The sequence below is a fragment of the Nocardia altamirensis NBRC 108246 genome, from assembly GCF_001612685.1.
In the GTDB taxonomy this organism is placed as follows: domain Bacteria; phylum Actinomycetota; class Actinomycetes; order Mycobacteriales; family Mycobacteriaceae; genus Nocardia; species Nocardia altamirensis.
The window spans coordinates 23,774-46,264 of record NZ_BDAY01000072.1 but is presented as its reverse complement, the minus strand read 5'-3'; the positions used below and the strand labels follow the sequence as shown (position 1 = coordinate 46,264).

Annotated in this window: 19 protein-coding genes; 10 read left to right on the top strand and 9 right to left on the bottom strand. The window is 68.1% G+C overall.

What is annotated here, in order from left to right; genetic code table 11:
• Nucleotides 1-72 precede the first annotated feature (72 nt).
• Both NA11_RS32455 and NA11_RS32450 read left to right on the top strand, forming a co-directional pair.
• Entirely contained in the window at nt 73-1,140 is a 1,068-nt protein-coding gene (locus NA11_RS32455; protein WP_369691178.1) for a DUF2334 domain-containing protein, read from the top strand.
• 46 nt (nt 1,141-1,186) lie between these two features.
• Nucleotides 1,187-2,302, top strand: coding sequence for a glycosyltransferase (locus NA11_RS32450; RefSeq protein ID WP_069165860.1), 1,116 nt, complete (start codon nt 1,187-1,189; stop codon nt 2,300-2,302).
• Between the two features lie 413 nt (nt 2,303-2,715).
• On the opposite strand, the gene NA11_RS32445 is transcribed toward NA11_RS32450, so the two are convergent.
• Nucleotides 2,716-3,660, bottom strand: a complete 945-nt coding sequence (locus NA11_RS32445; RefSeq protein WP_245746332.1) for a DMT family transporter — start codon at nt 3,658-3,660, stop codon at nt 2,716-2,718.
• Between the two features lie 302 nt (nt 3,661-3,962).
• Between NA11_RS32445 and NA11_RS32440 the strand changes: the two genes are divergently transcribed.
• Both NA11_RS32440 and NA11_RS32435 read left to right on the top strand, forming a co-directional pair.
• A complete protein-coding gene (locus NA11_RS32440) occupies nt 3,963-5,339 on the top strand; it encodes a M20/M25/M40 family metallo-hydrolase (RefSeq protein ID WP_069165858.1) in 1,377 nt (458 codons plus the stop codon).
• Complete coding sequence (locus NA11_RS32435) at nt 5,336-6,235, top strand: alpha/beta hydrolase (RefSeq protein ID WP_084655244.1); 900 nt, start codon at nt 5,336-5,338, stop codon at nt 6,233-6,235. Before NA11_RS32440 ends, NA11_RS32435 begins: the two co-directional genes overlap by 4 nt.
• A 98-nt stretch (nt 6,236-6,333) precedes the next feature.
• Here NA11_RS32435 and NA11_RS32430 read toward each other — a convergent pair whose 3' ends face one another.
• The 4 genes from NA11_RS32430 to NA11_RS32415 all read right to left on the bottom strand — a co-directional run bounded on the left by NA11_RS32430 (nt 6,334) and on the right by NA11_RS32415 (nt 10,104).
• Nucleotides 6,334-7,788 carry a neutral zinc metallopeptidase gene (locus NA11_RS32430; protein ID WP_245746330.1) on the bottom strand — a complete coding sequence of 485 codons (1,455 nt, stop codon included), beginning with the start codon at nt 7,786-7,788 and terminating at the stop codon, nt 6,334-6,336.
• Between the two features lie 168 nt (nt 7,789-7,956).
• Nucleotides 7,957-8,901, bottom strand: a complete 945-nt coding sequence (locus NA11_RS32425; protein WP_069165857.1) for an endonuclease/exonuclease/phosphatase family protein — start codon at nt 8,899-8,901, stop codon at nt 7,957-7,959.
• A gap of 177 nt (nt 8,902-9,078) precedes the next feature.
• Nucleotides 9,079-9,768 carry a cysteine hydrolase family protein gene (locus NA11_RS32420; RefSeq protein ID WP_069165856.1) on the bottom strand — a complete coding sequence of 230 codons (690 nt, stop codon included), beginning with the start codon at nt 9,766-9,768 and terminating at the stop codon, nt 9,079-9,081.
• Between the two features lie 9 nt (nt 9,769-9,777).
• On the bottom strand, nt 9,778-10,104 hold the full coding sequence (locus tag NA11_RS32415) for a YciI family protein (RefSeq protein WP_069165855.1): 327 nt from the start codon (nt 10,102-10,104) through the stop codon (nt 9,778-9,780).
• Between the two features lie 108 nt (nt 10,105-10,212).
• On the opposite strand from NA11_RS32415, the gene NA11_RS32410 reads away from it, so the two are divergent.
• Complete coding sequence (locus NA11_RS32410; RefSeq protein ID WP_069165854.1) at nt 10,213-10,557, top strand: winged helix-turn-helix transcriptional regulator; 345 nt, start codon at nt 10,213-10,215, stop codon at nt 10,555-10,557.
• 62 nt (nt 10,558-10,619) lie between these two features.
• Here NA11_RS32410 and NA11_RS32405 read toward each other — a convergent pair whose 3' ends face one another.
• The 3 genes from NA11_RS32405 to NA11_RS32395 all read right to left on the bottom strand — a co-directional run bounded on the left by NA11_RS32405 (nt 10,620) and on the right by NA11_RS32395 (nt 16,679).
• Complete coding sequence (locus tag NA11_RS32405) at nt 10,620-13,631, bottom strand: bifunctional [glutamine synthetase] adenylyltransferase/[glutamine synthetase]-adenylyl-L-tyrosine phosphorylase (RefSeq protein ID WP_069165853.1); 3,012 nt, start codon at nt 13,629-13,631, stop codon at nt 10,620-10,622.
• A 76-nt stretch (nt 13,632-13,707) separates the two neighbouring features.
• On the bottom strand, nt 13,708-15,048 hold the full coding sequence (locus NA11_RS32400) for a glutamine synthetase family protein (protein WP_069165852.1): 1,341 nt from the start codon (nt 15,046-15,048) through the stop codon (nt 13,708-13,710).
• Between the two features lie 95 nt (nt 15,049-15,143).
• Nucleotides 15,144-16,679 (bottom strand): alpha/beta hydrolase, encoded by a 1,536-nt coding sequence (locus NA11_RS32395; protein WP_069165851.1) that lies wholly within the window; start codon nt 16,677-16,679, stop codon nt 15,144-15,146.
• Between the two features lie 195 nt (nt 16,680-16,874).
• On the opposite strand from NA11_RS32395, the gene panB reads away from it, so the two are divergent.
• The 5 genes from panB (at nt 16,875) to NA11_RS32370 (ending at nt 21,055) form a co-directional block, all read left to right on the top strand.
• Entirely contained in the window at nt 16,875-17,729 is an 855-nt protein-coding gene (gene panB / locus NA11_RS32390; protein WP_069165882.1) for a 3-methyl-2-oxobutanoate hydroxymethyltransferase, read from the top strand.
• Between the two features lie 20 nt (nt 17,730-17,749).
• Entirely contained in the window at nt 17,750-18,610 is an 861-nt protein-coding gene (locus tag NA11_RS32385; RefSeq protein ID WP_084655243.1) for a phosphotransferase, read from the top strand.
• 140 nt (nt 18,611-18,750) lie between these two features.
• Nucleotides 18,751-19,191 carry a hypothetical protein gene (locus tag NA11_RS32380; RefSeq protein ID WP_069165849.1) on the top strand — a complete coding sequence of 147 codons (441 nt, stop codon included), beginning with the start codon at nt 18,751-18,753 and terminating at the stop codon, nt 19,189-19,191.
• 17 nt (nt 19,192-19,208) lie between these two features.
• The gene (gene pip / locus NA11_RS32375; protein WP_069165848.1) at nt 19,209-20,171 is read left to right on the top strand and encodes a prolyl aminopeptidase; all 963 of its coding nucleotides are present in this window, start codon (nt 19,209-19,211) and stop codon (nt 20,169-20,171) included.
• A gap of 2 nt (nt 20,172-20,173) precedes the next feature.
• Nucleotides 20,174-21,055 (top strand): CHAD domain-containing protein, encoded by an 882-nt coding sequence (locus tag NA11_RS32370; protein ID WP_069165847.1) that lies wholly within the window; start codon nt 20,174-20,176, stop codon nt 21,053-21,055.
• Here NA11_RS32370 and NA11_RS32365 read toward each other — a convergent pair.
• Nucleotides 21,019-22,476, bottom strand: coding sequence for an RNB domain-containing ribonuclease (locus NA11_RS32365; RefSeq protein WP_069165846.1), 1,458 nt, complete (start codon nt 22,474-22,476; stop codon nt 21,019-21,021). The genes NA11_RS32370 and NA11_RS32365 overlap by 37 nt on opposite strands.
• Between the last annotated feature and the right edge of the window lie 15 nt (nt 22,477-22,491).

Sequence of the window (22,491 nt, the reverse complement as noted above, 5' to 3'; positions counted from 1 at the left end):
GCACTGGCCCGATCATACGCCGACGTGCCGCACACACCACGCGAATCATGTTGTAGCCCCTAATGCTTCGCGGTGACCATAGCGAAACCGAATGGCCCATTTGTTCGCTGGAACGACGGGCGATTTCGTCGGGTCGCGGTCGACCTCGCGCCCTCCGCCGGTGCAGCGCTTCGGTCCGTCGTGCCGTGCCGGAACCTGGTTCGAGCTCAACGCCACCACCCGTCACGGCACCCCGTCGTGCAAGGCGGCTGGACTGTCATCGACGTCGACGGCAGCGGCGACGACAACATCGGCGCTGCTCCCTCCGAAGCCCGCGCACCTGCGCAACCGAGCCGCGTCGATCCGTCGGATACCGGCACCGTGTTGTTCAGCTGGTGGCAACCGGGCGGTGTTAGTTTGCGGTGCGTGTGTGCGCGGTTGGTGGTGAGCGTCCATGACGTCGCACCTGCGAGTGCGGACGAGACGGCACAGTGGTGTTCCGACGCCGATGGGTTCGGGATCCCGGTGTCGCTACTGGTCATACCTGGCCCGTGGCGCGGCGCTTCGCTGGCTGATCGACCGGACTTCGCGAGTTTTCTACGAGAACGGCGCGCCGGGGGTGACGAAATCATGGTGCATGGGTGGTCACATCGGGCCGGGCCCGAAGGGAGCTGGCCCCGTCGAACGCTCGGCCGCGCGGTGGCGCGCGGCGCCGCCGAATTCGCCGCGCTCGACGTCGACGAGGCCGCCGCCAAACTGCGTGCCGCCACCGCGGTCATGACCGAATCGGGGCTGTTCACCACCGGTTTCACCCCGCCGGGCTGGCTGGCTTCCCCCGCGGCGGAACAGGCACTGCGCGTCGCGGGCTTCTCGCACACCACCGATCACTTCGGCGCCAAGGATCTGCGCACCGGCCGCAGGCATCGCGGTTTCGCGCTCTCGCACCGCCCTGGCGGCGGCTGGTCCGAGCGTTTCGGCGCCGCCATGTTCGTCACCATGGCACGCCGCAACGCCGCAGGCGGCGGGCTGGTCCGGCTCGCCTTGCACCCCGACGACCTGCATCGCCCCGGCCTGCGCGACGCCACCCTCCGCGCGATCGACGCGGCGCTCAGCGCGGGCGCGCGCGCCACCACCTACGCCGAACTGGTCGAGGTCGCCTGATGCGCACGAGCACCCGCTCAGTAACGGTCGAAGCGGTGGTCCACTAGTGCGCATCGTGCAGATCGCGAACTTCTACACCCCGGCGTCGGGTGGTTTGCGCACCTGCGTCGACGAGATCGGCCGCGGCTATCTCGCGGCCGGGCACGAGCGAGTGCTCGTGGTTCCCGGTCCGGCCGACGACGACGAGCAGACGCCGTCCGGACGCCGGATCACCGTGCACAGCCCCAAGTTCGGTGCCGGCGGCTATCACGTGCTCACCTCCCGGCGCACCCGCGCCGTCCTCGACCGGCTGCGACCCGATGTGCTCGAGTGCAGCGACAAGCTGAGCGTCCGGTGGCTCGCGCCGTGGGCGCGGGGCACGGGTGTGCCGCTGGTGTTGTTCTCGCACGAACGCATCGACGCGATCCTGCGCAGCCGAGTACCACCGGGCTTCCCGCTGACCACGGCCGCCGATCTGGCCAACCGCAGGCTCTGTGTTCGTGCCGAAAAGGTAGTCGTCACCTCGAGTTTCGCGACCGCGGAGTTCGCGCGGATCGGCGCGACCAACGTGCGCCGGGTCCCGCTCGGTGTCGATCTGAGCACCTTCCGCCCGACCGAGCAGGTCGCCGAAACACCCTCGGATGAGCTCGTCCGCCTGGTGATGGTGAGCAGGCTGTCGAGGGAGAAGCGCGCCGACCGCGCGATCGAGGCGGTGCGCGTGCTGACCGAGTCCGGCCTGCGCTGCGAACTGTCCGTCATCGGCGACGGCCCGTTGCGGCCACGCCTAGAACGGCTCGCCGCGGGCCTCCCTGTCGTCTTCCACGGCCACATGACCGACCGCACCACCATGGCCGACCTGGTCGCCGCCGCCGATATCGCCGTATTCCCCTCCCCCGCCGAAACATTCGGCCTCGCGGTGCTGGAGGCGCTTGCCTGTGGGACCCCGGTCGTTGTCCCCGACGCCGGCGCCGCAGGCGAACTCGTCGACGCTCCCGGGTCCGGCTTCGTCTCCGACGGCTCCCCGCACGGCCTGGCCGACGGCGTCCGCGCCCTGCTCACCGTCCCCGCTCCGCAGCGCCGCCACGCCGCCCGCTCTGCCGCCGAACGCTTCCCCTGGTCCGCGACCGTCGCAGGCATGCTCGCCCTCTACGCCGACTACGACTCCCCCGCCCGCACCGCCTGACCCAACCGTCGGATGTTCAGCGCCGACAACGGATCCCGTGCAGATTGGACGTTCTCTCGATGTCAGACCAAGACAGCTGACACTGATTGCTCGGCGTGCGATCGCCCGACGAGCAGGCGCCCGATGCCGGATCGAGGTCGACCTGCACGCGCCCGGTTACGGGACACCCACTGGCACCGGGCATTCGGCGCGTGCTTGCGATCGTCCAGTACGCACCCGGTTACGAGACAACCACTGGCAACAGGCATTCGGCTCGGGCTCGGGCTCGGGCTCGGGCTCGGGCTCGGGCTCGGGCTCGGGCTCGGGCTCGGGCTCGGGCTCGGGCTCGGGCTCGGGCTCGGGAGCCCACCATGCGCTCGGTTGTGAACAACCGCTGAAGCCGGTACCGGGCTAGGGGCCCTCCTGAACGCGAGTTACGGGACGGCCTCTGGCACCGGCGTTTTCGGCGCAGGCTCGAGCGTGTGGTCTCGTTCGTCGTGCAGGGTTGGGGAATTCGCGAGGAGGGCAACGCCGGTGATGACCAGGGCGGCGGCGAGGACGAGCAGGGCGGGCTGCGGGCGGACGGTGACCGCGAAGAGGGTGAGGCCTGCCGCGTAGCTGAGGACGGGGTCGGTGATCGTCATGGCGGTGAGCGCGGTGGGCAGCGAACCACGCGCGTACGCCTCTTGAGTGAGCAGGCCGCCGATGACGGTCGAGACCGGGATGCCGAGCAGCGCCCAGCTGAGCGAAGGCAGCGCGGTGGTGGCGATGACGACCAGCACCGCGGTGGTGGAGAAGCAGCAGCCTGCCGCGACCGCGACCAGCGCCGAACGCAGCTGAGTGGAGCGGGCCAGCCGCGACGCGGCAATCAGCACGATGATCGTGGCGAACACGCCGACACCGACGCCGGGCAGCAGTTGCGGTCGTAGGTCCGCGTGCCCTGGCGCGCTCTGTCCGACGAGCAGGATCAATCCGCCGCACACGAAAACAGTTCCGGCCCAATCCCGCCGGAGCAGCGCCCGTTTGCGCCGCGCCGCCGCGATCGGCAACGCGAACAGCAGTTGCACCACCAGCAGCGCCTGCACCACCGCGATCGCGCCCAACCGCAGCGCGACCGCATGGATAACGAACCCGGCCACATTGGCGCCTTGCCCGGCCAGCCAACGGCGATCGGCGATCAGCCGTCGAGCGATTCCGACGATCATCAGGAACCTGCTCTGCCCGTCGTCCACCGCGGCCTGTCGCGCGGCACCCTGCTGTAGCGCCGCCGACACCGCGAACAACAGCGCGGCCAGCAGCGCAAGGGTCACAGTTCCCACCGCGAGCGCGTCAATCGGTGCACTGCCAAGCACGTCGACGGCATCCGGCATACCGCTCATGCTGTCGTCCCGGGGTGAACACCGGGTGGCATCCGCCCGGCGACTCGGCAACAGCTAGACCGTCGTGTCCCTTTCCTACGCCGGTCACCTGGGCCGACGGCCGCCCGAATAACACCGTCGCTGCCCGCCTACATTCGCCGTGGGCCACCTGGATCGGTATCGCGCGCATCCGCATGCCCATGGCCAAGCACCGTCTGCACCACCGCCGTGAACTGGCGAAACGGGCAGCCGATCACGCCCGCTCCCGACATGCTGGACAATGCGACGGTGTCCATGAATTTGCCGAACCGCACCGGTGACCGATGACGCAACCGGTCGACGATCTCACCGCCGAGCGCCTCGCCGCCGCATTGCGCTGCGTGACCATATCCTCCGACGTTCCGGACGAGGTCGAGGATGCACCGTTCACCCAGCTGTCCGCGCACCTCGAGCAATCCTTCCCGCTGGTGCACGCCGAACTCGAACTCGAACGGTTCGGACACAGCAGGCTCTACCGGTGGCCGGGTGTCGAACCGGAACGGGTCGCGGCGATCCTGCTCGCGCATCAGGATGTGGTGCCGGTGGACGATGCGCAGCGCTGGACGCATCCACCGTTCGCGGGCGTGGTCGATGACGAATTCATCTGGGGCCGTGGCGCGATCGACGACAAGAGCAGGGTGCTCGCCATCCTGGAGGCGGTCGAGGCGGCACTCGCCGCCGGAATCCGCCCGCAGCACACCATCTTTCTGGCGTTCGGCCACGACGAGGAGGTGTTCGGCGACACCGGCGCGGTCAGGATGGCGCAGCACCTGCGCGAGCTCGGCGTGCGCGCCGACCTGCTGCTCGACGAGGGCGGCGTGATCACCGAGGGTGTCGTCGACGGGATCGCGCAGCCGGTGGCCACGGTCATGCTCGGCGAAAAGGGTTATGCGACGGTGCGATTGTCGGTCAGCGAGGTCGGCGGGCATTCGTCCATGCCTGGCAAGCAGACGGCGGTCGGCCGGATCGCCCGCGCGGTGAGCAGGCTCCAGGATCATCCGATGCCGTTGCGGATGACGCCGGTGACGGCCGACATGCTGGCCAGGGTGCGCGAGGCGCTGCCGACGGTCCGCCGCGGCCTGCTCGGCCTCGCGGGCCTCGCGGCGCCGCTGATCACCAGGATGATGGCGGCCCAGCCGCAGACCGAGGCACTGGTGCGCACCACCACCGCCCCCACGGTGATCCGCGGCGGGGTGAAGGCGAACGTGTTGCCCCAGCATGCCGAGGCCCTCGTCAACTTCCGCATCCTGCCAGGCGACTCGATCGCCGCGGTGCTGGAACACTGCCGGAAGGTGGTGCGCGACAAGGGTGTTCGGATCGAAACCGAAGGCATGTGCTCGGAGCCGACAGCCCACCCACGGACCGGCCCGATGTTCGACGTGATCGCGGATATCGCGCGGGCCGTCGTGCCAGGCATCGCGGTCACCTCCGGCATCGTGCCCGGCGCCACCGACTCCAGGCACTATCACGATCTGGCCGCAACCCGGTGCAACTTCGCGCCGATCGTGCTCGGCGAACGCGATATCGCCTCGATCCACGGAACCGACGAGCGGCTCTCCCGGGTCAACTACGCTCGACTCATCGAGTTCAACCGCCGGCTGATCGCCCAGTTGGCGCACTCGACGAACAGTGCACCGCAAACTTCAGGAGCCGATGCATGACCGCTGAGCCCGATGCCACCGAACCCGGCACCGGAGGCGCCGAGCCGACCGCCGTGTCGATCACCGAGAAGGCCGGTCGTTTCGACGGCGTCGGCAGCGGGATCGCTTGGCGCGCATGGCTGCCCGATACCCCCGCGCGTGCCGTCATCGTCCTCGTGCACGGCGTCGGCGAGCACTCCGGCCGCTACGCCCACGTGGGCAATCGCCTCGCCATCGACGGATTCGCCGTCTACGCACTCGACCACATCGGCCACGGCAAATCCGCGGGCGGCAACGCCAATATCGGCTCGATCGACGGCGCCGCGGACAATGTGGCAGGCATGCTCGACATCGCGACCCGCGAACATCCCGACGTGCCCCGATTCCTCATCGGCCACTCGATGGGCAGCCTCATCGTGCTGCACCTGGCCACCCGAGCACCGCTCGACGTCACCGGCGTTGTGGTGTCCGCACCGCCGCTGGACATCGCGATCGGTAACGCGGTGCAACGCGCGCTCGCCCCGATTCTGACCAAGCTCACCCCGAATCTCGGTGTGCTGGCCATAGATCCGACGCTGATCAGCCGCGACCCCGCCGTCGTTCGCGCGTACGTGAACGACCCGCTGGTGCATCACGGCAAGCTCCCCGCCAGGACCGGCACCGAGATCCTGCACACCAGCTACCTGGTGAAGGATCGCCTCGACAAGCTCACCGTGCCGCTGCTGGTGCTGCAGGGCACCGCCGACCGCCTTGTCGCACCGTCGGGTGCGGACGTCATCGAGCAGCATGCCGCCTCCACCGATCTGACCGTGCACCGCTACGACGGCCTCTATCACGAGGTCTTCAACGAACCGGAGCAGGACAAGGTGATCGGCGACGTCATCGAGTGGTTGGAAGCACACCTCTCCGGGAAGTGAGTCCCCGCGCGGAGATCCGTCGCGTTCATCCGCATCGACCGGCGCGACTCGATCGTCGGAAGTGCGCACGGGACCAGTGCGCACTTCCGTTGTAGCGCTTAGCGATACCGCGTCATGCAGGCGTCCTCGCCGTCGAGCACGCCGGTGCGGAAGGCCTCGAGTCGCGCGAATCCGCTCGGTACGACCTTGCCGTTCACGTCGGACGCGGCGAGACCGTCGGCGAGCAGGCCAGAGACGGCCTCGTCGAGGTCGCCTGCGGACAGGCGCGGGTCGCTGCCGGGCTCGCTCAATCGAGTGGTGAACACACCGGACAGACAGGCGGTGCGGAGCCCGGCCGTCTCGGCGCCGGTCACCGTCAGCTTGCGATCCTGTTGCACCGCAAGGACATAGCGCGACACGAAGACCACATACGCGTTGTAGTCACCGTCCACCATGGCCGAAAGCGGATCGTCGCCCTTGCTCATCGTCCCGGCGCGCTTGGCAAGCGCAGACACCTCGGTACCGACCTTGTTCACACTGGGGCAATACGAAACAGGCTGTGTCGTAGTGGTATTCGGGCAGTTGCGCACCACTCCCGAGTAGTCGAGCTGCGGCGGGCTCGTGGTCGGGAAGACGGTCGCCAGCGCCTGGCTCACGCTGGTCAGCGACGCCACCGACACCGGGAGCTGGGCGTCTTCCTCGCCGGGATCGAATGTCTTCGGCAAGTCACCCCTGCGCTTGGAGATCTCCTGCCTGGTGATCTTCTTACAGCCCTGCGCGCCGTCGGTGTAGCCGATCTGCACGGCCGTCACCCGCTCGAACGCGGAACCGTGCGTGTTCTTCGGATCGTTCGGATCCTGATCCCGAATGGCGACGGTCGCGCCGAGCACCGCGTTGAGACCGTCGGTGGTGTTCAACGTGAAGTGCGCCGAATTGCCTTCGGCCACATGACGCAAGAACACGCCGGCCAGACAGTCGGCCTGCTGTTCCTGCACCAGCGCCGGGGTGAAGAACCCGGCGAGCTTCGCCTGGCCCTGAATCGCGTGCCCGTACTCGTGTGCGAGCACCATCACGACCGCCATGTCGCCGAACTTCTTCGCCACGCTCGGCAGCAGCACCCCGCGGTCCCAGCCGATGGTGTGATCGCCGCTGCAGTAGGCGGCGTTCACCACCTGGTAGGTGTCGATCTTGCAGAAGGTGATCGACTGCTCCTTGGGCGCGGCAGCGTCCCAGGACAGGAACCTGGTCACCGGCTTGAAGGTGCCGGGAAAGTTCTTGGGGTACTCGGTCGTCCAGAATTCCTGCACGTCGGAAATGGTGTTCAAGGCGAGCTTGTCGATCCTGCCGCCGTCACCGTTCTCCGCGCTGAGCGGCGCGTCCGGCACGCCCTTGCGCGGACCGTTCGGTCCGGAGGCGGTCATCGAACCGGCCAGCTCCCACTGGTTTTCGGTAGAGCGCACGGTATCCGGCGCTGCCGCACGGTCGGTGCTGACCGCCGTGCACCCGGTCAATACCAGGCCGATCGCCGCGGCACAGGTGAGCGCGCCGAACCAGCGCCGTCTCGTCGTCATCATCCACTCGTCTCCCCGAGTACTGCACCGCGCACCTCCCGCGCAGCTGCTCGATGACCGACGCTGGTGCCGATCGGTGAGCGTTCTCATGGTAATCGCGGACGACTGCGCCTGCGCATCACTTGTGATCGAGAACGACAGGCGCGGTTACATTTCGGGCACGAAGCCTGCTCAGTTCAATCGCACGCGGGCCAGCAGCGCCCGGTGATCCGATCCCGGCACCCGCAGCGTGTGTATGTCCTCGGCGGTCGCGTCGGCGAGCAGCACATGGTCGATCCCGATGAACGGGCCGATACGCCAATCGTCGGGGAAGGTCGGCAGCAGGCCCGCCCCTACCTGATCGGCTGCGGTCTCGAACCGCCCGTCCAGCAGTTCGCGGAACGCCGCATGATCCCGAGTGGCGTTGAAATCGGCGCCAACGATGGCCGGACCCTGTTGCGCGTCGAGGATTTCGCGGATCTTCCGCATCTCCGTGAGCCAATTCGAGAAGCCGAACGGCGGCGGAATCGGATGAAACGAGAACACCGCGATCGGCCCTCGCTCCGGATGCTCCATCGTCGCCGACACGTGTTCGAGCAGGAACCCGTCGTATCTCTTGCCGTCCCGCAACGGATACCGGCTGTAGATCCCGGTCCCGCCGCCACCGTCGGGCGTCGACCGCAGATACGAATACGGCAGCTCAGCGGCGAGCCCCGATCCCGCCAACTTCTCGACCGCGGCATTCGTCAACTCCTGCACGGTCAATACGTCGACCCGGTTGTCCCGCACCTCCCGCACGACCGCCCCGGTATCCGCCTGGCCGAACAGCAAATTCGACTGCATCACCGTGACTTGCGGCCCGGTGGCCGCACGCCCTTCCGGCACAAACGACGGCACCAGCGTCCACAACACCACCCCGACCAGTACCCCGGCCGCCCCCGCGCTCCGCCATCCGCGCGCAATCAAGAAGAACACGAACCCCACCAACGCCCCGACCATTAAATACGACGCCCCCGACGCCAGCAGCACCAACGGGCGCTGCTGCCAAGCCACAAAATGCAGCACGATCCCGGCAGCACCCGCCAACAGCGCGCACCACCCCACCCCCAGCAGAATCCGCTTCATCCACTTAGCCATACCGCCGAGCCTAGGTCCCGCCTGTGGAGAACTTGTACCCCCACCGCGCAGATCCCGCACAGACGCGGGCCACCAACCGGATACCCCGGATCCGCACCTCTTCTGGCAATCCGCACCGTTCTGGCTTGCTAGAGGTGGTGCGGATTCACGAAAGAAGTGCGAATCTCAGGGTTCACGTCAGGTGGACCTGCGGGTCACGAGGGACGGCAGCGGGTCGACGGCTAGCGGGTCTCTGGTCATGAGGTCGGTCAGGGTTGGGGTGTCGGTGGTCAGGGTGCTTCCGGTGAATTCGAGGGTGGCACGGGATCTTTCGGCGGCTGCAGGGTGGCCTGCACCGCAGGCGTCGGCGACGACGATCGGAAGGTAGCCGAGGTCGAGGCTGTGCCGGACGGTGGGTTCGATGCCGACCTCCATGGCGATGCCCGCGATGGCGAACGTGTCGATTCCGCAGTCGCGCAAGGCAAAATCGAGCGGGGTTGCCGCGAAGGCGGACATGGTGATCTTGTCGAAGACCACCTCGTCTGCGTTCGGACTCAGCTCGGGGACCAACTGGTATTGCGGCGAGCCCTGCGGAAAGCTGACCCGGAGCTCGGCCGGGTCGTCCACGCGTTGCCATTGCATGGCGGTGCGCACTTGAGAGACACCGGAGGCGGCGATGGGCAGCGACATGTGCCGGGTGTAGAACACCCGAAAACCGCTTTCCCGCGCGGCATCTCGCAGTCGCACACACGCCTGCACGATCGTGTCGCCGTCCGGGATCTGCCGGACGATGCCGACCTGCATGTCGTAGATCAGCACCGCCATCCTGGTGGGATCGCAGGCGTCCTCGACGGTTTGCGGGATGCTGAGGCCGAAGGCATTACGCATGCGACGACCTCACTTGGTCCGGTCGTAGGGCTCGGCGACGTCGACCTTCGGGTCCATCAGCGCCTCCAGCGGCAGCGGGGCCTGCACCGGGACATAGGTCCACTCCAGGTAGCCCGCCTTGGTGAGCGGGAAGTCGGCGACGTATTGCTGCGCTTCCTCGACGCTGTCCACCTCGAACACGATCACCACGCCCGGCTCGTCGGCCCTGGCGTAGTTCTCCCGCACGATGCCCGCCTTCCACAGCCGCCACACGTTGGCGACCTCCTCCGGCAGGTACGGGTTGATGGTCTCCAAGGTCACCCCGGGCTTGAAACGGTCGAAAACGATGACCTTCATAGGGTTTCGAACTCCATGTCTGCCGTAGGTACGGTTTCCGCCATCCATGGAATCGCGATGATTACAGTGTTACAAGAACGCACTTTTTGGTGAGTACGGAGGCGAGCGATGCTCGAGAAGCAGTTCCACTGCGCGGTCGAGGTGACCGTCGACCTCATCGGCGGCAAATGGAAGCCGGTGATCCTCGCCCACCTCAAGGAGGGCGTGCGCCGCTACGGCGAACTGCGCAGGCTGATGCCGACCACCAGCGAGAAGATGCTCGTCCAACAGCTGCGCGAACTCGAAGGCGACGGCCTCGTCCGCCGCACCGCCTACGACACTGTCCCGCTCCAGGTCGAATACGACCTCACCGAGGAGGGCTGGAGCCTCGTCCCCGTCCTCACGGCCCTCTACGAATGGGGCGAAAAGCGCGCCGAGCGAACGGGTCTCACCTTCGTCAACGTGGCGCAGTAACTCCAGGCCGAGACCCGAGCGCGGCGTCGCGAATTCCGCAGCACTACAGCGACTGTCCCGACTCACTCGCCGAAAACGCGCTCCACCACCGCTTTCGCCCGCCGCGTCACCCGCATGTAGTGGTCGAGGAATTCACTGCCGTCGTCATTGGGCCAGCCCGCGACCTTCGCCACCGCCGAAAGCAGCCTGCCCGGCCCCGGCAGCTGGTCGGCAGGCTTGCCACGCACCAACACCAGCGCATTGCGCGCCCGCGTCGCGGTCAACCACGCATCCCGCAGCAACGCGACATCGGTGGCGTCGAGCAGCTTCGTCTGCTCGATGACGTCGAGCGACTCCAGCGTCGAGGTGTTGTGCAGCCCGAGCACGTCGTGCGCGTGCCGCAACTGCATGAGCTGCACGGTCCACTCGATATCGGCGAGACCACCGCGACCGAGCTTGGTGTGTGTCGCGGGATTGGCGCCACGAGGTAGTCGTTCGGCGTCGACCCTGGCTTTGATCCGCCGGATCTCGCGCACCGACTCGGTCGACACCCCACCCACCGGATACCGCACCTTGTCGATGACATGCAGGAACCGCACGCCGAGCCCCTGATCACCGGCGACCTGATGGGCGCGCAGCAGCGCCTGCACCTCCCACGGCTGCGCCCACTGCTCGTAATACGCGGCGTAGGCGGCCAGCGTCCGGACCAGTGCGCCGTTGCGCCCCTCGGGCCGCAATCCGGCGTCCACGTGCAGCGGCGGATCGGTGCTCGGCGCACCGAGCAGCTGCTGCACCCGGTCGGCGACGCTGATCGCCCACTTCACGGCCTTGGTCTCGTCTTCGCCGGGCCGCGTGTCGCACACGAACAGCACGTCGGCGTCGGACCCGTACCCGAGCTCCATCCCGCCGAGCCTGCCCATGCCGATCACCGCGAGGTCGGCGGGTGCAGGCGCGCCGCGCTCGGCCTCGCTCGCCCGAATCACCGCCGCGAGTGCGGCTTCCAGCACCGCAACCCACACCGAGGACAGCGCACGGCAGACCTGCCGCACATCGAGCAGCCCCAGCAGATCCGCCGAGGCCACCCTGGCCAGTTCGTGCCTGCGCAGCGAACGTGCCGCGGCCACCGCACGTTTCGGGTCGTCGTAGCGCGCCGCCGCCGTCATGATGCCGCGCGCGACATCCTCGGGCTGCGGACTCAGCAATAGCGGCCCGCCTGGCCCGTCCGCGTACATGCGGATGGTGTCCGGCGCGTTGATCAGCAGATCCGGCAGGTACTCCGAGGAGCCGAGCACGATCATCAGCCGATGCGCGATCGCGCCCTCGTCGCGCAGTTCCCGCAGGAACCAGGTCTGGTCGTTGAGCCCCTCCGACACTCGCCGGTACGCGAGCAGACCCGCATCGGGATTGGGTGTGTCACCGAGCCATTCGAGCAGGGTCGGCAGCAGCAGCGCCTGAATCCGGCCCTTGCGCGACACGCCACCAGTGAGCGCCTTGAGGTGTCCGAGGGCATGTTCGGGCGCCTGATAGCCCAGCGCCGCCAACTGCCGGATCGCCGCGTCCGGACTCAGCCGCAGCGCGTCCGGATCGAGCTTGACCACCGATTCGAGCAGCGGCCGATAGAACAGCTTGGCGTGTAACCGCCGCACCCGCACGGCATTACGGCGGATCTCGGTGCCGAGCACGCCGACCGCGTCCTGCCTGCCGTCCGGCCGGATGTGCGCGGCACGGGCCAGCCAGCGCATCCCCTCCTCGTCGTCGGTGGCGGGCAGGGTGTGCGTGCGGCGCAGTCGCTGCAACTGCAGCCGATGTTCGAGCAGTCGCAGAAACTCGTAGGACGCAGTGAGATTCGCGGCATCGTCGCGGCCGACATAGCCGCCCGCGGCCAACACGGTCAACGCCTCGACGGTGCCCTGCACGTGCAGCGACTCGTCCACCCTGCCGTGCACCAACTGCAGGAGCTGCACGGCGAATTCGACGTCGCGCAGGCTGCCGTGCCCCAACTTCAGTTCGCGCTCACGCAGATCGGCGGGCACCAGGTCTTCCACCCTGCGCCGCATCGCCTGCACGTCGGTGACGAAGTCGGGCCGTTCGGAGGCGGTCCACACCATCGGCATCAGCGCGGCCCGGTACTGCTCGCCGAGCTCGAGGTCACCGGTCATCGGCCGGTTCTTCAGCAGCGCTTGGAATTCCCAGGTCCGCGCCCACCGCTTGTAGTAGGCGAGATGCGAATCGAGCGTGCGCACCAGCGCGCCGGCTTTGCCCTCCGGCCGCAGCGCCGCGTCGACCTCGAAGTAGGCCGCGCTGGCCACGCTCATCATCTCGGCGGCCAGCCGGGTCGCGGTGGCATCGGCGGGTTCCGCGACGAACACCACGTCGACGTCGCTGACATAGTTCAGTTCTCGCGCACCGCTCTTGCCCATCGCGACGACCGCGAGTCGCACCGGCACCGGCCCGTCTTTGCAGACCCGCGCCACGGCCACCGACAGCGCCGCGGTGAGCGCGGCATCGGCCAGGTCGGTGAGATGCCGCCCGACCACCTGATAGGCGAGCACCGGTTCGTTCTCGACGGTCGCCGCCAGGTCGAGCGCGGCGAGCAGCATCAGTTGATCGCGATACCGCTTGCGCAGCAGCGCAACCACCTCGGGACCGGAAGCACCGGCCCGGAACAACATTGGACCCGCATTCGGTCCCTCTTCCGGCACCGCATCGACCACCGACAGCAGATCAGCGATCAACTCACCGCGTTCCGGCAAAGCCTTGCGGCGCAGGAGCTGCCACGCCGCCGGATCGGCAACGAGATGATCGGCGAACGCACTGGACGCGCCGAGCAACGCGAACAACCTGCCGCGCAACGACGTTTCCGCGCGGATCGCCGAATCCAATGCCGCCCACTCGGTTCCGAGCTGCTCCTGCAGCTTGATCAGCGTGTGCAGCGCGAGATCGGCATCCGGCGCACGCGACAACGCCCAGAGCACCGGAATACTTTCGACGTTGTCCCAGCCCAATTGGTGCAACGAGGCGGCGGCGGACGGCTCGAGCAAACCGAGCCGACCGACGCCGGGCACTGCGGAGCGGGCAGTCGGGGGCCGGACCATGGTCTCAAATTACATGCTTCCGGCTAACACTTGATGCGCGCCGGAACGTAGGTTCGGTACCAGTACGGTGCCGACGTCAGAGTCCCAGGTATTCCTTCAGCTCGTACGGCGTCACCTGGCTGCGGTAGTCCGCCCATTCCCGGCGCTTGTTGCGCAGGAAGAAGTCGAACACGTGCTCGCCGAGCGTCTCGGCGACCAGCTCGGACCGCTCCATCGCCTGCAGCGCCTCGTCGAGCGTGCCTGGCAACTCGCGGAAGCCCATCGCCCGCCGCTCGGCCGCGGTCAACGACCACACGTCGTCCTCGGCCTCCGGCGGCAGCGTGTAGCCCTTCTCGATGCCACGCAGACCGGCCGCCAACAGCACGGCGAAGGTCAGGTACGGGTTGCATGCCGAATCAGGGCTGCGGATCTCGACGCGACGCGAGGACGACTTGTTCGGCGTGTACATCGGCACCCGCACCAGCGCGGACCGGTTCGACCGGCCCCACGAGGCCGCGGTCGGCGCTTCGCCGCCGTGGATGAGCCGCTTGTAGGAGTTGACCCACTGGTTGGAGATCGCGCTGATCTCCGGCGCGTGCTCGAGGATGCCAGCGATGAACGCGCGCGCGGTCTCCGACAGGTTGATCGGGTCGTCCGGATCGTGGAAGGCGTTCGCCTCGCCCTCGAACAGGCTCATGTGCGTGTGCATCGCCGAGCCGGGGTACTGGGCGAACGGCTTGGGCATGAACGTCGCGCGCACGCCCTCGTCGATCGCCACCTCCTTGATGAGGTAGCGGAAGGTCATCACGTTGTCGGCCATGGACAGCGCGTCGGCGTAGCGCAGGTCGATCTCCTGCTGACCCGGCGCGCCCTCGTGGTGGCTGAATTCCACCGAGATGCCCATCGATTCGAGCGCATCGATGGCGTGGCGGCGGAAGTTCGGCGCCGAATCGTGCACGGCCTGATCGAAGAAGCCACCCGAGTCGGCCGGGGTCGGCTGCGAGCCGTCCTGCGGGCCGTTCTCCAACAGGAAGAACTCGATCTCCGGGTGCACGTAGCAGCTGAAGCCGACATCGGCCGCCTTGTTCAGCTGGCGGCGCAGCACGTGGCGCGGATCGGCCCACGACGGCGAGCCGTCGGGCATCGTGATGTCGCAGAACATGCGGGCCGAGTGCTGATGTCCCTTGCTGGTCGACCAGGGCAGGACCTGGAACGTGGACGGATCCGGCCGCGCGACCATGTCGGCCTCCGACACCCTGGCGAAGCCTTCGATGGCAGAGCCGTCGAAGCCGATACCCTCCTCGAACGCACCCTCTAGCTCGGCGGGAGCGATGGCGACAGACTTCAGGTAACCCAAGACGTCGGTGAACCAGAGACGCACGAAGCGGATATCCCGCTCTTCGAGCGTCCGCAGCACGAATTCCTTCTGGCGATCCATGTCCGCGAGAGTAAGCACCCGGCGTTAAATCCGTGTTACATACACGCTGAGTGTGTTGTGCTTGTTGCGGGAAAAAGACATCACCGCCGCAATGTTCAGCACGTGAGGCCGGATTCGGGTTCCGTCAGGTCGACGAAGTAGTCGATGACGGCCTGGTCGACGCACTTCGATCCACCCGACAACGCGATCGTGTGCCTGCTGCCCTTGTAGGTCACCAGGGCGGCGCCGAGTTGGTCGGCCAGGTCGACACCCGCCTGGTACGGCGTCGCCGGATCCGCGGTGGTGGAGACGACCACCGTCTTCGGCAGTCCGGCCACCGAAATCCGATGCGGCTCACTGGTGTTCGGCACCGGCCAGGCCGTGCACTGGTCCAGCGGTGCGGCGCCGGTGCCACGGCCGTCGTCGAGGAACGGTGCGGCCTTGCGGTATTCGGTGTCCTGCCTGCCGGTCAGCCCACGATCGGTGATGCGCGGATCGTCCACGCAGCGAATGGCGGTGAACGCGTCGGTGGTGTTGCTGTAGGTGCCGTCGTCGCGGCGGCCGTCGTAGAGATCGGCCAGTTGCAGCAGCGTGTCACCGCGGCCGTCGCGCAGTTCGGAAAGGCCGAGGGTGAGCACCGGCCACAGATCGTTGGTGTAGAGCGCCTGCCGCACGCCGGTGAGCGCGTCGCCGTAGCCGAGCCCGCGCGGGTCGGTGGTCGGTACCGGCTTGTCCCACAGCGGATTCACCAGCGCCCGGAAGCGCGACACCGCCTGGGTCTTGTCGGTGCCGAGCGGGCAGTCGTCCTTTTTCACGCAGTCCGCGACGTAGGCGTCGAACACCTTCTGGAATCCGGCCGCTTGCCGCAGCGACTCCTGCACCGGATCCTGCGAGGAGTCGATGGCGCCGTCGAGCACCAGCGCGCGCACGTGCGCGGGAAACTTCTCCGCGTACGCTGAACCGATCTTGGTGCCGTACGAGTAGCCCAGGTAGGTGAGCTTCGCGTCGCCGAGCGCGGCGCGCATCACGTCCAGGTCCTGCACCACCTCGCGGGTGCCGACCCTGGCGAGGAAGTCCTTGCCGGTGCGCTCGGTGCAGCGGTCCGCGTACTGCCGGTTCTCGTCCTCGGCCGCGGTGATGCCTGCAGGCGAGTTGTCCTTCGGCGGCTCCGCCCGCTCGGCATCCTGTTCCTGCGCGGTCTCGCAGACGATGGCCGGGGTCGAGGACCCGACACCGCGCGGGTCGAAACCGACGCGATCGAAGCGCTCGGCGAGTGCGGTCCGGTTGCCGAGTCCCGACATGGTCAGGCCGGACTCCCCCGGCCCGCCAGGGTTCATCAGCAGCGAGCCGATGCGCTTGCCGGTGGCCTTGACCCTGGACACCGCGATCTGGGCGGTCGGCCCGTCCGGCGCGGCGTAGTCGACCGGAACGCTGATCCGCGCGCACTCGGCGTTCGGCGGAAAGCGGTCGTCCTTGGTGCCGAAGTCCGCGCAACCACCCCACTCGACGGTTTGGGTGTAGAACTTCGCAAGGTCGACAGGTGGCGTCGGCATCGGACCTTTCGGCTCGTCCTTGCCGATGGTGCAACCCGCAACGACCAATGCCAGCGCCGTGACGATCAGCGCAGCGCGTCCTCTCTGAACCAAAGCCATGCACCGATACTGGCAGTTCGCTGGCGCGATCGGGGCAACGCACCGGTCACCAGGCGCCAACGCGGCAGGTGATGTGACCAATCGCACCGCTCAGCGCCCTTAAACCGGCCCGGTGACAGATGGGACACTGGATCGGTCAGACGAACCCGGGGACCCGGATGGGCCCCGAGGAGACACCAGACGAAAGGGACGATGATGTCCGTATCCGACTCGGAAACCCCTGCCTACGGCGCGGCGCCGAGCGAGCCCAAGAAGGCGCGCAAGACCCGGGTGCATCACCTGCAGCAAATGAAGGCCGACGGCGAGCGCTGGGCCATGCTCACCGCCTACGACTACTCCTCGGCTCGACTGTTCGAAGAAGCGGGCATCCCGGTGCTGCTTGTCGGCGATTCCGCGGCCAACGTGGTCTACGGCTACGACACCACAGTGCCGATCACCGTCGACGAGCTCATTCCGCTGGTCCGCGGCGTGGTGCGCGGTGCTCCGCACGCGCTGGTTGTCGCCGACCTGCCGTTCGGCACCTACGAGTCCTCGCCGCAGCAGGCGCTGGCCACCGCGACCCGGTTCATGAAGGAGGGCCAGGCGCACGCGGTGAAGCTGGAGGGCGGTGAGCGGGTCGCCGAGCAGATCGCGCTGATCACCTCGGCGGGCATTCCGGTGATGGCGCACATCGGGTTCACCCCGCAGAGCGTCAACACCCTCGGTGGCTTCCGTGTGCAGGGTCGCGGCGACGGCGCCGAGCAGCTCGTCGCCGACGCCATCGCGGTGCAGGAGGCAGGCGCGTTCTCCGTGGTCATGGAGATGGTGCCCGCCGAGCTCGCCGGACAGGTCACCCGCAAGCTGACCATCCCCACCGTCGGCATCGGCGCAGGCGTGGAAACCGATGCGCAGGTGCTGGTCTGGCAGGACATGGCAGGCTACACCAGCGGCAAGACCGCCAAGTTCGTCAAGCGTTTCGGCAATGTCGGTGACGAATTGCGCACGGCGGCAGCCGCTTACGCCGACGAGGTGCGCCGCGGCACCTTCCCCGGTCCCGAGCACAGCTTCTAGATCGACAGAGCGACACCTGGATGACTGGTCGAGCGGTGCATGCACCCGCTGCGCTGCTCGGCCAGCCGATCGCACCGCTGGTCGATTGGGCGGCGAGTGTGCTGAAGGTGCGGGAGATCGAGATCACCGGCGCCCCAACGGAAACCCGGCGCCGCGCCTGGTCGCTGCTCGTGCGCATCCCGACCGAGGCCGGGCCGATGTGGGCCAAGGCCAATGCGCGCGCCTTCGCGCATGAGGGCCCGCTGCTCGAGCTACTTTCCCGACTATGCCCCGGCAGTGTGCTGGAACCCCTTGCGGTGCAATCGGATCGCGGGTGGCTGCTCAGCCCGCACGGTGGCGAGACCGCCCGTGGCACCGAGGCGGAATGGTCCGGCCTGCTCCGCTCGTATGTCGAGCTCCAGCAGTCACTCGCCGCGCACATCGATGAGCTGCGCGGCACCGGGACTCCCTACCTCCCGCCGGACCGCCTCGACACCGTCTATCGCCATTTCGAGCCGCGCATACCCGATCTCGGCGCCCGCATCGACGAGGCCGCCGCCGAGCTGGCCGCCTACGGCAGGCTCACCCTGGAACACAACGACGTGCACACCGACAACGTCTTCGCGGGCGCGACCCCGGGCCACAGCCGCCTCTTCGACTGGGGTGACGCCGTGCTCACCCACCCGCTCCTCAGCCACCGCCTCCTGCGCGGCCCGCACCGCGACGCCTACCTCGCGCACTGGCGCCGCACCGCAACGATCGGCGAGGCCGAGATCGCCCTCGCCGACCGCCTCGCCCCGCTCGTCGCCCTCAATCCCTGGCGCACGATCGACACCTCCGCGCCCCGGTTCGCCCGCATCGTCGACGAGTTGCTCGACGAGCTACGAGTCGCGTTCCGCTAGCCCGCCTCGCTCGAATCCACAGCTGACGAGGACGAAGACCAGGCGGCCCCGATACCGGTAGTCCATCAACTGAGAACGGTCGAACTTCGCAGATCGTGGCAGACTCGATGCGGACAATGACGACCCGAGCAGAGGTACCGATGCTTCACAGCCGTTGGATTTCCCGCAGCACCCTGGTCTTGGCAGGTGTTTGTGCCGCCGCCGCCCTCACCGCGTGTGGAAGCGAGTCGAACCCGGCGCCGACCGGCAGCTCGAGCTCGACAACAGCGTCCGCCACCAGCAAGCCGAGCGCCGCCCCCAAGCCGGCCTCCCCCGAGATTTCCGACGCCGCGGCCGGGCAGCTGTGCGACATGATCCGCCCCGAGCTGTCGAACTGGCGGGTGCAGGGCCCGACGCTCGGCAAGATCGGCCTGAACGCGCTGGTGCACGAGTGGGCGCTGCGCAACGGCGGCATCAACGGCGCCGTGCTGGCCGACAAGCCCGTCATCGACCGCGTCACCACCAAGAGCTGCTCCGATGTCCGCCAGCAGGCGATCGAGGCACTGTCAATTCCCGACCTGGCCGCCGGCCTGGCGTTCTGAGAGGACACAAAGCACCGATGCGCACGCTCTACCCGGAGATCGAGCCCTACGACACCGGGATGCTCGGTGTCGGCGACGGCCAGTCGATCTACTGGGAGGTCAGCGGCAACCCCGATGGCAAGCCCGTGGTCTTTCTGCACGGCGGCCCCGGTGGCGGCACCGCGCCCTATCACCGGCAGTTCTTCGACCCGGCCGCGTACCGGATCGTGCTGCTCGATCAGCGCGGCTGCGGGCAGTCCACCCCGCATATCGCCGAGGGCGCGAGCCTGGAGACCAATACCACCCAGCATCTGATCGCCGATATCGAGGCGCTGCGAACGCATCTCGACATCGAACGCTGGCAGGTGTTCGGCGGCTCGTGGGGTTCGACGCTGGCGCTCGCCTACGCCGAAGCCAACCCGGAGCGGGTCACCGAGCTGGTGCTGCGCGGCATCTTCCTGTTGCGGCGCAAGGAAATCGACTGGTACTACAACGGCGCCGCAGGCTACGTGTACCCGGACGAGTGGGAGAAGTTCCTCGCGCCGGTGCCGGAGGCCGAGCGCGGCGAGGACCTCGTCGAGGTCTACCACCGTTTGCTGCACTCGCCCGACGAGCAGGTCGCGCTCGCGGCCGCCGTGGCCTGGTCCAGCTGGGAGGGTGCGACGAGTTCACTGCTGCCGCAACCGGATCGGGTCGCCGAGACCGCGGAGCCCCGGTTCGCGCTCGCCTTCGCGCGGATCGAGAACCACTACTTCCGCAATGGCGGTTTCCTCGATGAGGGCCAGCTCCTGCGCGATATCGGTACGATTTCCCATATCCCAACGGTGATCGTCCAAGGCCGTCACGACATCGTCTGCCCGCCGGTGAGCGCCTGGGACCTGCACAAGGCGTTGCCGAGTTCGGAACTGCACATCGTCGACGACGCAGGCCACGCGGCCAACGAACCGGGCACAACGCACCACCTGGTCGAAGCCACCGACCGATTCGCGAAAGCGGGATAACCATGACGGCCACAGCCGGAAGCGCACTCGTCACCGCACTCAGCGACGATGTCGACCGGCTGTTGGCCGCCGAACCCGAGGTCCGTTCCGACGCACCGGATTCGGTGCATCAGATGCGGGTCGCCACCCGCAGGCTGCGCAGCGTGCTTCGGTCCTACCGTGGGCTGTTCCAGAAGGACCCGGTCAGGGCGATGGGCGATGAGCTCAAGTGGCTGGCCGGTGTCCTCGGCGTCGCCCGTGACGCCGAGGTCATGGCCGACCGCTTCGAAAAGCTGCTGGCCAAACACGGTGCGCAGGGCGAGCATTCGGCCGAGGAGCGAGCGGCCGTCACCGCGAGGCTGGTCACCGGCGAGCACGAGAAGTACGCCGCCGCCCACGCCGCGGTGTTGTTGGCGTTGGACAGCGAGCGCTATCGGCGGTTGCGCGAGCAGCTCACGGACTGGCGCAGCGAGCCGCCGCTGCGCTCCTCGCGCGCGAAAGTCCCCGCCGTGGACTTCTTCGGGGTGGTGCTGGAACGCGACCGCGATCGCGTCGAGGACCTGATCCGGCAGGAGACCACCGTCGCCGCCACCGACCGGGTCGAACTGCTGCACGATATCCGCAAGAGCGCCAAAAGATTACGGTATTCCTGCGAGGCGGCCGAACCCGCGCTCGGTGACGCGGCCGGCGAACTCGGCAAGAACGCCAAGCGCCTGCAGACCGTGCTCGGCGACCACCGCGACGCCGTCGAATCGCAACACGCCATCTACGGCGTCGCCGCGGATGCCGGTGCGGCAGGCGAGGAAACCGGGCTCTACCGAGTGCTGGCCGGGGCCGAAGACCTTGCCGCGCGCCAAGCCCTCAGCGGCTATCCCGACGCCGCGGCCGCGTTGTCCGCCGGGTAGGCGAAGGTAATCTTCCGCGTGGCCGGGTCGGCGGCGACCAGCCGCACCCGCACGGCCGCACCTTCGGGCGGCTCCCCCATGCACGGTCCGAGCACCGGCGGATCGGCGATGAAGATCTCCGCCGCGCGGTTGCCGTTGGCTTCCCGCACCACCACCGCGTCGAACTCGGTGCCTGCGCGTTCGGCAAGCAGGGTCGACTCGGTGAGGTCGATGCAGGCCCGTTCGACCTTGCCCGCGATGGTGTCGCTGCGCCGCATGGTGTCGACCGCACCGGCCAGCCCGTCCGTAACCCACTGCGGCACTTCGGTGCCCGCGCATCTGGTCAGACAGATCTCGGTGGCGTAGCGGTCGACGAGTCGCCGCAGCGGCGCGGTGACGTGCGCGTACGGTGCGCGAATCGCGCTGTGCTGCAAGCTGTCCGGCGTCGCCGCCACGGCGTCGCCGTTGACAACGGTGTAGGACGCCCCACGCAACAGGCTGGTCGCCTCCGACATCAGGACAAGGGCGGCAGGGGTATTCGGATCCAACCCGGCCAGCATCTGCCCGACCGGCTGCGCCGCGGGCCACTCGACCCCCAACGCGGCGGCGGTGCGGCGCATGGACTCGATCGCCGCCTCTGCCGGCGGCGGCATGGTGCGCAGCAACGCGGGCGCGCCTGCGTCGAGCATGATGCGGGCCGCGCACATCCCGGTCAGCAGCGAAACCTGCTCGTTCCAGTCGTCGGCGGCGGTGCGTGGTTCGACGATCAGTCGCCAATGTCCGTCGGACTGACCGTCACTGACGATGCTCTGCGCGGGCAGCCGCAGGCCGATGGCGCCGCGGGCGAGCCCGGCCTCGATGCGCCGCTTGCCGAATTCCGGCAGGGCCGCGATCGAAGGGTGCAGCGTGCCGGCGTCCGCGTCGGCCTGCACACCGGCGTAGTCGAGCCTGGCGCGCGAAAGCACCAGCGCACGTTCCACCGAAAAGCTTTGTGGTTCAGCGTTTTCGTCGAGCTCGATGGTCCACAGCGCCGCCGGGCGGCGCTGCTCGGGCAGCAGGCTCGCGGTGCCTTCCGACAGCACCGGCGGATGCAGCGGCACGGTGCCGTCGGGCAGATAGAAGGTTTGTCCCCTGGTGCCGGACTCCTTGGCCAGCTGGCCGTCGGGATCGATCACGGCGCCGACATCGGCGATGGCGTAATGCAGGAGGAAGCCGGTGGTGGTGCGTTCGAGATGGAGGGCCTGGTCCAGATCCATCGCCCCCGGTGGGTCGATCGTCACGAACGGGATGTCGGTGCGATCGTTCCGGTCGCCCGCGAACGCGTCGGACGCGTCGCGGGCTTCCGCGGTGGCCTCGGCGGGATACGCCGAGGCCAAACCGAATTCGGAACGGATGGCGCCGAAATCAACCGGCGCCGAGACGATCCGCTGATGCAATTCCACGCTGTCGGTGCCAGA